Source organism: Erwinia sp. CGal63, assembly GCF_037026505.1.
Lineage (GTDB): Bacteria > Pseudomonadota > Gammaproteobacteria > Enterobacterales > Enterobacteriaceae > Erwinia.
On record NZ_JAKUMN010000001.1, the window covers coordinates 897878 to 912508 of the forward strand.

Consider the following 14631-nt stretch of genomic DNA (forward strand, 5'->3'; position numbering starts at 1 on the left):
TCTCACAATTTTGTCACTAAAGGCTTGAGCTCAATGGGCAATGCACTAAGGTAGCGACTGGATTGCTACTGCTTCGCTGCAGGCAAAACCTGACATCGGCGCGATCCGATCGTCAGGTTTTTTTATTTATGGGTAACTAAATGGATATTATCAAAATACTCAATAACAATGTGGCGCTGGTGCTGGATAAACAGGGCAGGGAGCAGGTTGTGATGGGGCGAGGACTGGCCTATCACAAACGACCGGGCGACACGCTTGATCCCGGCCAGATAGAGAAAGTTTTCGCGCTGCAAAACAACGAACTGACGGGACGACTGGCTGAGCTGCTGATGGAGATCCCGCCGGAAGTCATTGCCGCCAGCGAATGCATTATCGCTATGGCCAGGCAGGCGCTGGCGGTCACTCTGCATGACAGTCTGGCGATTGCTCTGACCGATCATATTAATTTCGCGCTGCAGCGCCAGCGTGAGAATATTCCCTTACGTAACGCGCTGCGCTGGGAAATCCGCTTGCTCTATCCCAAAGAGTACGAGCTTGGCGTTACGGCGCTGGCGATTATCGAGAAGCGGCTGGGCGTGCGGCTGGAAGAGGATGAAGCCGGTTTTATTGCCCTACACCTGGTTAACGCCCAGCTGCACAGCGAAATGCCGGAAGTACTCTGTATTACGCGCTTTATGCAGCAAATACTGGATATCGTGCGCCACCAGCTGCAGATTGAATATCAGCCCGATTCGCTGAGCTATAACCGCTTTGTCACCCATCTTAAATTTTTCGCTCAGCGCATGACAGGGAAAAAGGGCGTCGCCAGCGAGGATCGCTCCCTGCACGACGTGGTGCGCAACCGCTATCCGCAGGCCTATCGCTGCGTGGAAAAAATCGACCGGCACGTGATGAAAAATTACGCCTACAGACTGGGCACGGAAGAGCGCATGTTTTTGACCATTCATATTGAGCGGGTCAGGAAAGAGACGCTGGCGTTAGAAGAGCGCGAGGACGAAGCCTGAAGGCAACCGCGTGGCTCAGGCTTCTGCCGACGGACAGGCTGATAAAGCGGTTATGACTTTATCAGCCGATGCGGCTTTGCGGTCAGTGTGGCGCGCAATTTTATTTTAGCGCGGCGCCCTGACTTTTGATGACTTCCTGATACCACCAGAAGCTTTTTTTCCGCTTGCGCGCCAGCGTGCCGTTGCCCTGGTCGTCACGGTCGACATAGATAAAACCGTAGCGTTTGGATAGTTCCGCTTTGGAAGCGCTAACCAGATCGATCGGCCCCCAGCTGGTATAGCCCCAGACCTCCACGCCGTCCTCAATCGCTTCGCGAACCTGTACCAGATGATCGTTCATATAGGCGATACGGTAGTCGTCGTTAATGGCGCCGTCCGCTTCCACCTTGTCTCTGGCGCCCAGGCCGTTCTCCACGATAAACAGCGGCTTCTGATAGCGATCGTAGAGTTCGTTCAGCAGCAGCCGCAAACCCTGCGGATCGATCTGCCAGCCCCATTCCGATGCGGGCAGATGCGGATTAGGCACCATATCCAGAATATTGCCGCGTGCCTGAGCCTGGGATTTATCCGCCGTGGCGCAGCCGCTCATGTAGTAGCTGAAAGAGATAAAGTCGACCGGCTCCTGAAGATCGCGCCTGTCCTGCTCATCTGTCTGCAGCTCTATGCCGTTTTCCCTGAAGAAACGGCGCATATAAGCGGGATAGGCGCCGCGCACCTGAACGTCGCCGAAGAACAGCCAGTCGCGATTTCTCTGCAGCGTCTCCAGCATATCTTCCGGGCGGCAGGTCAGCGGATAGAGCAGTCCGCCCAGCAGCATATTGCCGATTTTGCCTTCCGGCACGATCTCGTGGCAGGCTTTTACCGCACGGGCGCTGGCCACCAGCTGATGGTGGATAGCCTGGTAAACCGCTTGTTTGTCGCTCTCCTCCGGCAGGCCTACGCCAGTGAAAGGCGCGTGCAGCGACATATTTATTTCATTAAAAGTGAGCCAGTATTTCACTTTATGCCTGTAGCGCTCGAATACCGTGCGGGCATAGCGTTCAAAAAAGAGGATGGTCTGTCGGCTGCCCCAGCCGCCGTAGTTTTTAACCAGGCCATAGGGCATCTCATAGTGAGAAAGCGTCACCATCGGCGCGATATGATATTTCGCCATCTCGTCAAAAAGGCGATCGTAAAAAGCCAGCCCCGCCTCGCAAGGCTGTTCTTCGTCTCCCTGTGGATAGATACGCGTCCAGGCGATGGAGGTGCGTAAAACGGTAAAGCCCATTTCGGCAAAGAGTTTAATATCTTCCGGATAGCGGTGATAAAAATCGATGGCGATATCTTTAATGTTAAAATCGCCTGGTTGGCGTTCTACCCGCTCGCCAAAGATGCCGTGTGGTTGCAGATCGGAAGTGGAAAGGCCCTTGCCATCTTCCTGCCATGCGCCTTCAACCTGATTGGCGGCTATCGCGCCGCCCCAAAGAAAATCCTGCGGAAATCTGTTCATGTTTTCTCCTTTAACAGTTAAACGATCAGGGTTAGCAGCGCGTCGTTTTCCGCTACCTGCTCCTGCTCGCTGACGGGAAGCACATCCAGATAGTCGTCGCTGTTGCTGACGATGACCGGTGTAGTAAGGTCGTAACCGGCTTCACGCAGCGCCGGAAGGTCGAATTCAATCAGTAGATCGCCCCGGCGTACCGGCTGATCCTGCGCAACGTATGCGGTAAAATGCCTGCCGTTCAGTTTCACCGTATCAAGCCCAACGTGGATTAATAGCTCAACGCCGTTGTCGGCGATCAGGCCTATTGCGTGGCCGGTACGAAACAGCGAAGCCACATGGCCATCAACGGGCGAAATGACGCGTCCGCAGTCGGGAACGATGCCGACGCCTTTTCCCAGCAGGCCGCTGGCGAAAGTTTCATCGGCCACCTGCTCCAGCGGTACGACTTTGCCGCCCAGCGGGCTGTTCAGAACGATATTTTCCGTGAGTTTGCGTGGCGCTTCCTTCGGCGCTGCCTCAGCAGCGGCCGCCTCTGGTTGCTGCCGTGGAGCCAGACCAAAAAAGAAGGTGGCGACAGCGGCGAATATCATCGCCAGCAGCGCACCCGCCAGCACGGCATACACGGTGATGTCGATCCCCGTTTTAGGCACGCTTTGAAACACGGTAAAGATGCTGGCCAGCCCGAACGAATAGGCGCTGGCCTGGTAAAAACCAATCAGCCCGGCGCCCAGCGCGCCGCCGATGCAGCCGAAGATAAAGGGACGTCGGTTGGGCAACGTGACGCCATAAACGGCCGGTTCGGTAATGCCGAAAATCGTGGCGCTGAAGGCGGAAGCCGCGATGCCTTTCAGCCGGCGGTCGCGGGTTCGTAGCAGCACGCCCAGCGTCGCGCCGCTTTGACCCATAACGGCGGCGAACAGCAGCGGCGCCATAAAATCCTGACCGTGTATGCTCAGGTTGTTGATCATCAGCGGCACCAGTCCCCAGTGCAGGCCGAAAATAACGAAAACCTGCCAGAAGCCGCCGAGGAACAGGCCAGCAAACAGCGGGCTCAGGGCGTAAATCCACAGGTAGCCGTCAGCCAGCTGCTGGCTGAGCCAGGTGGCCACCGGCCCGATAGCCAGGAAGCTTAACGGCACCACCACCGCCAGACAGAGCAGCGGCGTGACAAAATTGCGCACCGCGTCGGGCAGGCGTGGATTAACGGTTTTCTCAAGCAGGCTGGCGAGCCAGGCCGCCAGCAGAATCGGGATCACCGATGAGGCGTAGTTGATCAGCACTACGGGCACGCCGAAGAAAGAGAGCGCTGCCTGGCCATGCTGCGCCTGGTTGAACGCTTCCAGCATCTGCGGATGCACCAGCGCAGCGCCAATCGCCATCGCGGTAAAGGGGTTGCCGCCGAACTTTTTACCCGCGCAGTAGCCCAGTACGATGGGAAAGAAATAGAACAGCGCATCGCTGGCGACGAAGAGGATGCGATAGCTGCCGCTCTGCTCCTGCAACAGTTTGGTCGCCAGCGCCAATGCCAGCAGACCTTTAAGCACGCCGGAGGCCGCCATCACACCTAAAAACGGCGTAAAGATGCCGGAGACGATGTCGATAAAACGATTGAAGAGAGACTGACTGGCGGGCGCGGCGGTGGTCTGTTCGCCTTCGCTTAAGCCGCCTTCGCTAAGTAAAGCCTGATATACCTCGCCAACCTGGTTGCCAATCACTACCTGATACTGTCCGCCGCTTTCGACGATGGTGATAATCGCCGGATTTTTTTTTAACGAGGCCGTATTGGCCAGCGCGACAGATTTAAGTCTGAAGCGCAGTCGGGTTGCGCAGTGAACCAGCGACGCGATATTTTCCCGGCCGCCTACGCCCTGCAAAATCTGTTGGGCCAGCTGCTGATATTTCATAAAATGCTCCCTGCACGATTGCCGTAACGAAAAAAAACCAAAAAAAAACCTGAACCGCTTATTTTCATGCCCTGCGGCGAAAATAAGCGGTTCAGGTTTTGCCTGCGTAAACAGTGACAACCCTGATTAGCAGTCTGGATATTTCCTCAACCGCAGAAAAATAACAAGCGGCCATAACCGGTCGTTATTCGAATCGTGAAGCCGATCGGCTTTTATTTGCAAAATGACACGCTTTTTAACAGCCGTCCGCAAAGGGAGTTTTGCTTTGGTTAGCGCGCAGGCTAGACTGTATCGCATTGATTATGCTTAGCGTGGAGCCATTGTGGAGAGCATCGCCGGCAAGGCCTTACAGGTATCAGACGCCATTATTTCCTGTCAGCTGGATGGAAAGGGCGGACTGATTCCGATTGATGATAAAGACGTAATTCACTGTGACAAGCCCTGCTGGCTACACCTTAATTACACCCATCGGGAGAGCGCGGAATGGCTGATGTCCACGCCGCTGATCCCGGACGCCGTGCGCGACGCGCTGGGCGGCGACAGTATGCGGCCAAGAGTCAACCGGCTGGGCGACGGCACGATGATTACCTTGCGCAGCGTCAACCTGAACAGCGAATCGCGTCCCGATCAGCTGGTGGTGGTGCGCGTCTTTATTAATGAAAAGCTGATTGTTTCCACTCGCCAGCGGAAAGTTTTCGCCATCGACGAGGTGTTAACCGATCTGCAAAACGGCAATGGGCCGGTTAATGGCGGCAGCTGGCTGGTGGACGTTTGCGACGCGCTGACCGACCACACCAGCGAATTTATCGAGGATCTGCACGATAAAATCATCGAGCTGGAGGATGCGGTGGTCGATCAGCAGGTGCCGCCAAGAGGCGAACTGGCGCTTATTCGCAAACAGCTGATTATCATGCGCCGCTATATGGCGCCGCAGCGCGACGTTTTTTCACGCATCGCCAGCGAAAGGCTGCCGTGGATGAGCGACGACGACCGGCGCCGTATGCAGGATATCGCCGACAGGCTGGGACGCGGACTGGACGATCTGGACGCCAGCGTAGCCCGTACGGCGGTGCTGGCGGATGAAATCAGCACCGTGATGGCGGAAGCGATGAATCGCCGCACCTATACCATGTCGCTGCTGGCGATGGTTTTCCTGCCGACGACCTTTCTCACCGGTCTGTTCGGCGTTAACCTGGGCGGCATTCCCGGCGGTAACTGGCGCTTCGGCTTCGCCACTTTCTGCTTTTTGTTAGTGGCGCTGGTGCTGGGTGTTGCCTGGTGGTTGCGTCGGCGTAAATGGCTGTAATTGCTTGCCGTACTGCGGCGATAAAGCGCAAAAAGGGGGCATAAAGCTGATCGATATCAATAAAATCAGCAGACGGCTGGGGCAAACTCTCTTTCGCAGGTGAATGCAACGTCAAGCGATGGGCGTTGCGCTCCATATTGTCTTACTTCCTTTTTTGAATTACTGCATAGCACTTTTAATTCATACGAGCCGGCGCAAGCCGGCTTTTTTTTGCGCGTTTGCCAGCAACGGCGACGCTGCCTATGCTTAAAGTTCACTACAGGCTTAAGGAGGAAGATATGCTGTCCGACTACGTAATGGATACACCGCGAGCTTCCGACCCGGTTCCAACCGATCCCGTTCCGATTCCGGATCCGATTCCAACACCGCAGCCGATGCCCGATCCGCCGCCGGACGTGCCGGATCCCATCACCGATCCGCCGCCGCATATGTAAAGGCCAGGCCGGTTAGCACAACCGGCCTTTTTGCACGCTTGCCGAATATTTCCACCTCAGTTAAAAACCCGTATAATCCGCGACAGTCCAACGCCCAACCAGGAAACCCGCCGCCGGTTTGACCGTACGGTGCAATAAGTATTTATGAATCAGACTGATACAAGAAAAGAGACGCTCGAGTTCAACAAACTGCAAAAGCGTCTCAGAAGAAACGTCGGCAACGCCATCATTGATTACAACATGATCGAAGAGAACGACGTGGTGATGGCCTGCATGAGCGGCGGCAAAGACTCCTTCGCTATGCTGGATATTCTGCTTAATCTGCAAAAGGTTGCGCCGATAAAGTTCGACGTGGTGGCGGTCAACCTCGACCAGAAACAGCCTGGCTTTCCCGAGCATATCCTACCGGACTATTTCGAAAGCCTGAACATTCCTTACTACATCGTGGATAAAGATACTTATTCCGTAGTAAAAGAAAAAATTCCGGAAGGTAAGACCACCTGCGGGCTCTGTTCTCGACTGCGTCGCGGCACGCTTTACTCGTTCGCAGAACGCATAGGCGCCACGAAAATCGCGCTGGGCCATCATCTGGACGATATCGTGGAAACGCTGTTTCTGAATATCTTCCACGGCGCGCGCATGAAAGCGATGCCGCCTAAGCTGCGCTCCGACGATGGCCGCAACGTTGTAATTCGGCCGCTGGCCTACTGCCGCGAAAAAGATCTTATCGCCTGGTCCGAGCAGAAAAATTTCCCGATTATTCCCTGCAATCTTTGCGGCTCGCAGGAGAACCTGCAGCGTCAGGCGATTAAAGCGATGCTCGCTGAATGGGACAAAAAAGAGCCGGGCCGCGTGGAGAGCGTGTTTAAGTCGCTGCAGAACGTCAGCCCAAGCCAGCTGGCGGATCGTAACCTGTTCGACTTTGTGAACCTGCCGCTGGATCGCGAAGGCGAGAGAGAAGAGTACGCCTTTACCGAGGCGACGGTTTCCTCTACCAATATCGATAAGTCGATGTTTATCGACGTCACTAATATTTGAAAATAAGGGAAGCTTGCTTCCCTTAAATCATATCATTTTTCACTAAAGTTTTAGGCTGATTTTCCCAGCTATCGATTTCCTGTATTTACTTATTAAATAAATTTAGGTGAGGCGAAGGCGATATAAAACTCCTTATCTATTCTTGAGTAGGAAAAATTAATTCAACAATTGTGTTGTCACGCGATAAAACTTGTTATAGAAATAGATGAGTGGATATATTAATCAATGGTGATGAAAGGAAATGGATTTTTATCGCAGACCTTGGGAAAAAACCAGCGAGCAGAATAATGCTTTTGCAGGCAATACCGAGTCTCCGGCGTGGCGGTTATGGGATTTGATGACCAGAATCTACGCCAACCGCTGGATCACAAAAAATGGCAATCGGCCCAGCCAACTGTGGGAAATTCAGATTGGTGCAATGAGTCCTGAACAGCTTTCTCTGGTGGGGAAAGCCTGCATAGAGCGCTGTGCGGGTGGCAATTCCTGGCCGCCTGATTTTGCCGAATTTGTCGCGCTAGTAGCCGAGGCGGGTGGCGGTATTTCAGGATTATCTACAAAAGATATCATGAGAGAATATAATCAATGGCGAAAAGATCAATGGCGTTATACCAGCACTGAAACATTCCCATGGCGTCATCCGGTGCTTTATCATATCTGTATCGAGTTAAAACGTATCGGTATCGAACAGAAATTAACGGAAAATGAATTAAAGAAGTTGGCTGCTTCGCTTTTACAGGAATGGGAAAAAAAGATTCGTGCTGGTGGTGTAGTACCTGCTATACGCGCGCAGATCGCACCACCTGTTAATATGAATGAGTTAACACCAGCACAGATATTAATAAACGCTTACCATAAAAAGAAAAAATAACAGTCAGCGTTTTATTTCGGAACTATCGTTAACGAAGACAATATCAAGCAGCTTTAACCGCTGCCGCCTGACACAGGCAGCATGGCGACGTACGCGGCAGTAACCTTCGCCAGCGCTTTTCTGCTACACTCAGCGCCAATCCCTCCTCCGGTTTTTCAGAGAGTAATTTGTGAGCGCTTTTTCAACCCTGACTTCCCTGCCAGCCAGCCAGATCGCCAACCTTAACGAGCTGGGCTACCACACCATGACGCCCATTCAGGCGGCGTCGCTGCCCGCCATCCTCGCAGGCCGCGACGTGCGTGCGCAGGCGAAAACGGGCAGCGGCAAAACGGCCGCTTTCGGCCTGGGCGTGATGCAGCATATCGACGCCGCGCAGTTTGTTACCCAGTCGCTGGTGCTTTGCCCAACGCGCGAGCTGGCCGATCAGGTGGCCAAAGAGCTGCGTCGCCTGGCGCGTTTTACCGCCAATATCAAAATCCTGACCCTGTGCGGCGGCCAGCCGATGGGCGCCCAGCGTGACTCGCTGGTGCATGCGCCACATATCGTTGTCGGCACGCCGGGACGTATTCTCGACCACCTCAAGCGCGAAACCCTGCAGCTGGATCGTCTGGCAACGCTGGTGCTGGATGAAGCCGATCGTATGCTGGAGATGGGCTTCCGTGAAGATATCGACGCGATTGTCAGCTACACGCCGCCTGAGCGACAGACGCTGCTTTTCTCTGCCACCTGGCCGCAGGACATTGCGCAGATTAGCCAGCGTATTCAGCGCGAACCGCTGAGCGTGGAAACAGATGTCGTCAGTGATCTGCCCGCAGTAGAGCAGCGCTTCTATGAGGCTGGCGCGCGTACAAAACTGTCGGCGCTAATCGGCTTGCTTAGCGACAAACAACCTTCATCCTGCGTGGTGTTTTGCAATACCAAACGCGAGTGCGACGATATCGCTGATGCGCTGTCAGCGCAGCAGATCAGCGCGCTGGCCCTGCATGGCGACCTGGAGCAGCGTGACCGCGATCAGGTGCTGATCCGCTTCGCCAACGGCAGCTGCCGTGTGCTGGTGGCGACGGACGTCGCCGCGCGCGGTCTGGATATCAAAGCGCTGGCGATGGTGGTCAACTATCAGCTTTCATACGACCCGGAAGTACACGTACATCGCATTGGCCGCACGGCGCGCGCGGGTGCGGAAGGGACGGCGGTCAGCCTGGTGGCGCCGGACGAGATGATCCGCGCCCATGCGCTGGAGGATTTTCTGCAGCAAAAGCTGAGCTGGCACAGCGTCTCAGAGCTGACCGGCGTCGCGTCGCGTCCGCTGCCGGCGGAAATGGTGACGTTAAGCCTTGATGGCGGCCGCAAGGCGAAAATTCGTCCGGGCGATATTCTGGGCGCGCTAACGGGTGAAGCGGGGCTGAGCGGCGAGGCTATCGGTAAAATCGATCTTGCGCCGACCCAGGCCTATGTTGCTATCCGTCATGAGAGCGCTCGTCAGGTAATGAAGCAGCTGCAACAGTTAAAAATTAAAGGCAAAAACTGCCGCGCGCGGCTGCTGAAATAACAAGGACTGTGGGCGGTGAAGCTGCCGCCCGCAAAGCGCGCCGGTACGTCAAGGCGCATTTGCTACGGGTTACATGCAGGCGGCATTCTTACAAAGGCTGGATTAAAACTTCACTACTTCCGGCGGCTGCGCCAGCAGCGGTTCGGCATCCGCCATCAGCGTCTTAAAGTGCGGCTGACTGCCGTGGATCTCTACGGCCTGCGCGTCCTGCCAGGTTTCATGAAAAAGATAGACGTTGCCGTCTTCCACGCTGCGATACAAATCGTAGTGGAGACAGCCTTCTTCCGCGCGCGCCGGTTTGACGCCTGCGTTCAGCACTTTCTTCAGCTCGTCCGCTTTACCCGCTCTGGCGGTAAATTTCGCCACGATACGCACATGTTTGTCGCTCATTTCGATCTCCTTAGATAAAACCTGGTTTAATCCGGCTGCTGTGACAGTTGTCGAAGAGTGAATAATATCATGCCACAGAATAACTGGCTGTTCAGGCCTTTACCGTTTTTATTCAGCGCCGCTTCAGCATTATCGCACGCAATGACAACCAGCAACAAAGGGCGTTAGTGACAACGTCACGCTACTCAGGCTGGTCATTAAGCCAAAAACGCGCTTGATGTGACACTGTCACTGATGGAGATTACCGAATAAAAATAAGAGCAGCAGCTATTGCCATTCATTATTTTTAATTTAGTAAATATTCGTGACTGCGCTCGACCCTGATAAAAACCTGGCTTATGCTGACCCACGCCTGTCCACCTTCCGGAGTTTTTTGATGAGAGCAGCGATTTTTCTGCTGGCTGGCTGCGTGCTGCTTGCCGGCTGCAGCAGCAGCAACGACGACAACGAACCGCCCCAGCAGGCGACCAGCGCCCACGTACCGGCCAAAGTAGTGATGTCCGATCTGGCGGCCAGCGCCTGTGAAAACGCCGGCGGCACGCTGGCGCTGTCGCGTCAGCTGGACGGCAGCGCCATAGGCATGTGTCAGCTGGCTAACGGACGCCGCTGCGGCGAAAGCGCGCTCGCCAGCGGCAGCTGCGCCCGTTAGCATTCCTTAGCCGGTCAGCTCGTTATCACAGTGTTCGCCGTTTTCCAGCTGCCGCAGATTTTGCAGCGTGGTGGCGGCGATGCTGGTCAGGGCTTCCGCCGTCAGAAAAGCCTGATGGCCGGTGAACAGCACGTTATGACAGGCGGAAAGGCGACGGAAGATATCGTCCTGAATCACATCGTTGGATTTATCTTCAAAAAAGAGGTCACGCTCGTTTTCATACACATCCATACCCAGCGAGCCGATTTTCTGCATTTTTAGCGCGTCAATTGCCGCCTGCGAGTCGATAAGGCCGCCCCGGCTGGTGTTGATAATCATCACGCCGTCTTTCATCTGCTGAAAAGCCGCCATATTGAGTAAGTGGTTGTTCTCTGGCGTTAGCGGGCAGTGCAGCGAAATCACGTCGGCTTCCCGGAACAGGGTTTTGAGATCGACATAGCTGGCGCCAAGCTCCAGCGCCTGCTGGCTGGGATAGGGGTCGAAAGCCAGCAGCCGCATACCAAATCCTTTCAGAATGCGCAGCGTGGCGATGCCGATTTTACCCGTGCCGATAATGCCGGCGGTACGGCCATGCATGTTAAAGCCGATCAGGCCTTCCAGTGAGAAGTTAGCGTCGCGGGTTCGCTGATAAGCCCGGTGAATGCGGCGGTTCAGTGTCATCATCAGGCCGACAGCATGTTCAGCGACCGCCTCGGGTGAATAAGCCGGTACGCGCACAACCTTCAGACCCAGCTCTTTTGCCGCTTCCAGGTCGACATTGTTAAAGCCAGCGCAGCGCAGGGCGATAAATTTCACGCCCAGCTCCGCCAGCTCTTCCAGCACTTCGCGACTGCCATCATCGTTAACGAAAATACAGACGCCATCGCAGCCGATCGCCGTTTTCGCCGTGCGCGCGGTCAGCAGGAAATCAAAATACTCCAGCTCGAATCCATAGCTTTCGTTCACCTGCTCCAGATATTTCCGATCGTACTGTTTGGTACTGTATACCGCGAGTTTCATGCCTTTCTCCTGTATCCGTCGGTCAAAGTAAGCATAACAAGAGTTCGCCTTTAGCGAGAGTCGGCCGCTGTCTTAAAATAGCGTTCTGACAGGGTTTTTACCGGCGAAAATCTTCTCGCGACGGGCAGGACGTGCCATGATTCATGGCCTTAACTTAAAAGGGACTGAAGTCATGACCCGTGGCTGGAAGCTTTTTATCATCGCTATTGCCGCCGCCGGCATGGTGAGCGGCGCGCTGCTGCTGACGCTAAGCTGGTGGCTGCCGCGCCTGGCGGGGCTATGGCTGCCTGCTGCGACTACCGTCAGTCTGGACGGTAATCCCGGCTGGCGAGACGGCGCCGTCTGGCTGCCCGGCATTCGCTACCGCACGGGCGAGTGCGAGCTGGCCACGGCAAGCGACGTGACGCTGGGGCGACACAACGGCCGTTGGGCGCTGGGCGCGCAAGCGCTGCAGATCGACAGCGCCTGTTTCAGCCGCCTTGCAGAGAGCAGCGATCAGCCCGCCGCGCCGCGTTCGCTGGCGGAATGGCAGGCGATGCTGCCAAAGGCGGAGGTTTCGATTGGCCAGGTCAGCCTGTTGCCGTGGCAGAGCTGGTCAGGCGCTTTGCGGCTCAGCCTCGATCCGCGCCAACAGCTTGTCCGCTGGCAGGGCGAAAATCTCTCTCTGCAGGCTAAGCTGACGGGGCGACAGCTGATGCTGGAGTCGCTTTCGCTGACCGCGCCGGGAGTAGCGCAGCCCATCAGCGTCAAAGGCTCGGCTTTGCTACCGGAAATCCCCGACGCTTTACCGGACAGCGGCGCGCTGACGGCCACGCTGGAAATGGAAAACAGACCGCTTTTAGCCAGCCTGCAGTGGCAGCAAAACAGCGGGACACTCTCGATAACGCCGCAGGCTCAGCAAGAGCCGCTGCTTCTTTTGCCGTGGCAGGTCACAGCGCAGCAAATCGCCATCACTCAGGGTAAGTGGCGCTGGCCCTATGCCGCGCAGCCGCTCTCTGGCGGGGTGAGCCTGACGCTGGACGGCTGGCAGCAGGGAATGCCGGCTATGAGCGTCGCCGGTCGTCTGAATGTCCTGACGCAGGGCCGCGGCGGCAAAGGCAACGTCGTGCTGTCGCTGGGGCCAGGCCATCTGGACTGGACGCAAAGCCAGCTGCCTTTCCGCCTGACGGGCGAAAGCAAACTGGCGCAGCTGCTCTTTTTCGCCGGCATTCCCGGCGAGCTGCAGGGGCCGCTGCTCGATCCGGTACTGCGGCTGAAACCCGGCGCGCTGCTGCGCATGCGCGGGCGGCTGCTTTCGACGCTGGAAGTGGACGAAGCGCGCTGGCCGCTTTCCGGCGTCGCCGTCTCTTCAGCAGGCATAGGCGGCCGTTTACAGGCGATCCTGAGCGCACACGATGCGCAGATGGGCCGATTCCGGCTTCATCTTGACGGGCAGGCTACGGACTTCTGGCCGGATAAAGGCCGCTGGCTGTGGCGCTACTGGGGCGACGGGCTGCTGGCGCCGCTGGCAGCGAAGTGGGATGTGAAAGGACGCGGCAGCTGGCAGGATCGCCAAATTGAACTGGCCTCGCTTTCCACGGGATTCGATCGCATCCGCTATAGCGGCGTCACGGTTGAGGCGCCCAGGCTGACGCTGGCGGAGCCGGTACGCTGGCAGCACGACAGCGAGAATCCCTCTTTTGTCGGCAAATTTTCACTGAACGCCAGGCGCACCAGCTTCGATTACGGTGGCTATTTGCCGCCTGCCGAGCTGGCTCTGGAGGTCAACGGCAGCGATCCCGCTCACTTTCTCTATAGCGGCAGTCTGGCGGCCGATCCCATTGGCCCGGTACGGCTACGAGGACGCTGGGACGGCGAGCGGCTGCGCGGCCAGGCCTGGTGGCCGCAACAGTCGCTGCAAGTTTTCCAGTCGCTGCTGAGCGAAGATCTGAAAATGGCGCTTCGCGACGGCACGCTTAAAGCACAGGCGGCTTTTTCAGCGGCGGCGGGCCAGGGATTAATCGCCGGTGGTCATTGGGTGGTCAGCGACGGCGCCGTACGCACGCCGGACAACCGGATTAGCGGCATCGATTTCTCTCTGCCGTTCAGGCTGCAGGCCGACCAGTGGTACTTTGGCGCCAAAGGTCCGGTTTCGCTGCGTATCCGTCAGATACAAAACCAGTTCGCGCTACAAAATATTCACGCCGATCTGCAGGGCTGGTATCCGTGGAGCGCCGCGCGACCGCTGCGCTTAAGCAACGTCGGCGTTGAGATGCTGGGCGGCGAGCTGAGCCTGGTCAGCCTGCAGCTGCCGCAAACCGAAGCGGCCACGCTGCGGCTGAGAAATATCAGCATGAGCGAGCTGGTTACGGCCATTCAGCCGAAAAAAATCGCCATGTCCGGCCATATCAACGGCGCGCTGCCGCTGTGGCTGGAAAACTCTCCCTGGCTGGTGAAAGAGGGCTGGGTCGCCAACAATGGCCCGTTAACGCTGCGGCTGGATAAAGAGTTTGCCGACGCGCTGGCCGCCGGCAATATCGCGGCGGGCGCGGCGATGGACTGGCTGCGCTATATGGAAATTACCCGCAGTCGGGCCACGCTGAATATCGACAACAAGGGCGAAATGCACATGACGGCCCAGGTTAACGGTACCAGTCGCTTCAACGATAAGAAGCAGCGCGTTTCGTTAAACTACAGCCAGCAGGAGAATCTTTTTCAGCTCTGGCGCAGCCTGCGCTTTGGCGATAATTTGCAATCCTGGACAGAGCAGCACGCCGCGCTCTCAGCACAAGGAAATATGAAATGAAAACAGCTCTGCCGCTCCTGGTCGCGATGCTGCTCTGCGGCTGCGTGCCGCGCATTGAGGTCGCCGCGCCCAAAGAGCCGATTACCATCAATATGAACGTCAAAATCGAGCATGAGATAGAGATCAAAGCGGATAAAAACGTGCAGACCTTACTGAAAAACGGCGAGGATGCGCCGCTGCGGCAATAAAAAAAGCAGCCTGGCGGCTGCTTTTCCGGGCTGA

The 14631-nt window shown here is 56.4% G+C and carries 13 protein-coding genes; 9 read left to right on the top strand and 4 right to left on the bottom strand.

The features are described from left to right. Positions 1-140: 140 nt before the first annotated feature. On the top strand, positions 141-1004 hold the full coding sequence (licT, locus tag MKZ79_RS04060; protein WP_336140318.1) for a BglG family transcription antiterminator LicT: 864 nt from the start codon (positions 141-143) through the stop codon (positions 1002-1004). A 100-nt stretch (positions 1005-1104) separates the two neighbouring features. On the opposite strand, the gene ascB is transcribed toward licT, so the two are convergent. Together ascB and bglF are read right to left on the bottom strand one after the other, a co-directional pair. Then, positions 1105-2493, bottom strand: coding sequence for a 6-phospho-beta-glucosidase (ascB, locus tag MKZ79_RS04065; RefSeq protein WP_336140319.1), 1389 nt, complete (start codon positions 2491-2493; stop codon positions 1105-1107). Positions 2494-2510: 17 nt separating this feature from the next. Continuing rightward, entirely contained in the window at positions 2511-4391 is a 1881-nt protein-coding gene (gene bglF, locus MKZ79_RS04070) for a PTS beta-glucoside transporter subunit IIABC (RefSeq protein WP_336140320.1), read from the bottom strand. A gap of 322 nt (positions 4392-4713) precedes the next feature. On the opposite strand from bglF, the gene zntB reads away from it, so the two are divergent. The 5 genes from zntB (at position 4714) to dbpA (ending at position 9586) form a co-directional block, all read left to right on the top strand. Beyond that, positions 4714-5697, top strand: a complete 984-nt coding sequence (zntB, locus tag MKZ79_RS04075) for a zinc transporter ZntB (RefSeq protein ID WP_336140321.1) — start codon at positions 4714-4716, stop codon at positions 5695-5697. 278 nt (positions 5698-5975) lie between these two features. Beyond that, a complete protein-coding gene (gene ynaL / locus MKZ79_RS04080) occupies positions 5976-6131 on the top strand; it encodes a proline-rich small protein YnaL (RefSeq protein ID WP_336140322.1) in 156 nt (51 codons plus the stop codon). 144 nt (positions 6132-6275) lie between these two features. Further along, positions 6276-7169, top strand: coding sequence for a tRNA 2-thiocytidine(32) synthetase TtcA (gene ttcA / locus MKZ79_RS04085; protein WP_336140323.1), 894 nt, complete (start codon positions 6276-6278; stop codon positions 7167-7169). A 241-nt stretch (positions 7170-7410) separates the two neighbouring features. Continuing rightward, positions 7411-8037, top strand: a complete 627-nt coding sequence (locus MKZ79_RS04090; RefSeq protein ID WP_336140324.1) for a replication protein P — start codon at positions 7411-7413, stop codon at positions 8035-8037. A 169-nt stretch (positions 8038-8206) separates the two neighbouring features. Continuing rightward, on the top strand, positions 8207-9586 hold the full coding sequence (gene dbpA, locus MKZ79_RS04095) for an ATP-dependent RNA helicase DbpA (RefSeq protein WP_336140325.1): 1380 nt from the start codon (positions 8207-8209) through the stop codon (positions 9584-9586). A gap of 102 nt (positions 9587-9688) precedes the next feature. Here dbpA and MKZ79_RS04100 read toward each other — a convergent pair whose 3' ends face one another. Next, the gene (locus MKZ79_RS04100; protein ID WP_336140326.1) at positions 9689-9976 is read right to left on the bottom strand and encodes a putative quinol monooxygenase; all 288 of its coding nucleotides are present in this window, start codon (positions 9974-9976) and stop codon (positions 9689-9691) included. A 376-nt stretch (positions 9977-10352) separates the two neighbouring features. Here MKZ79_RS04100 and MKZ79_RS04105 point away from each other — a divergent pair, with 376 nt between their 5' ends. Further along, complete coding sequence (locus MKZ79_RS04105) at positions 10353-10625, top strand: putative hemolysin (RefSeq protein ID WP_336140327.1); 273 nt, start codon at positions 10353-10355, stop codon at positions 10623-10625. A 6-nt stretch (positions 10626-10631) separates the two neighbouring features. Here MKZ79_RS04105 and MKZ79_RS04110 read toward each other — a convergent pair whose 3' ends face one another. Then, the gene (locus MKZ79_RS04110) at positions 10632-11624 is read right to left on the bottom strand and encodes a 2-hydroxyacid dehydrogenase (RefSeq protein WP_336140328.1); all 993 of its coding nucleotides are present in this window, start codon (positions 11622-11624) and stop codon (positions 10632-10634) included. A 172-nt stretch (positions 11625-11796) separates the two neighbouring features. On the opposite strand from MKZ79_RS04110, the gene MKZ79_RS04115 reads away from it, so the two are divergent. After that, complete coding sequence (locus tag MKZ79_RS04115; protein WP_336141340.1) at positions 11797-14409, top strand: YdbH family protein; 2613 nt, start codon at positions 11797-11799, stop codon at positions 14407-14409. After that, on the top strand, positions 14406-14597 hold the full coding sequence (locus MKZ79_RS04120) for a YnbE family lipoprotein (protein ID WP_336140329.1): 192 nt from the start codon (positions 14406-14408) through the stop codon (positions 14595-14597). The genes MKZ79_RS04115 and MKZ79_RS04120 overlap by 4 nt, the downstream gene beginning before the upstream one ends. The last annotated feature ends 34 nt before the right edge of the window (positions 14598-14631 follow it).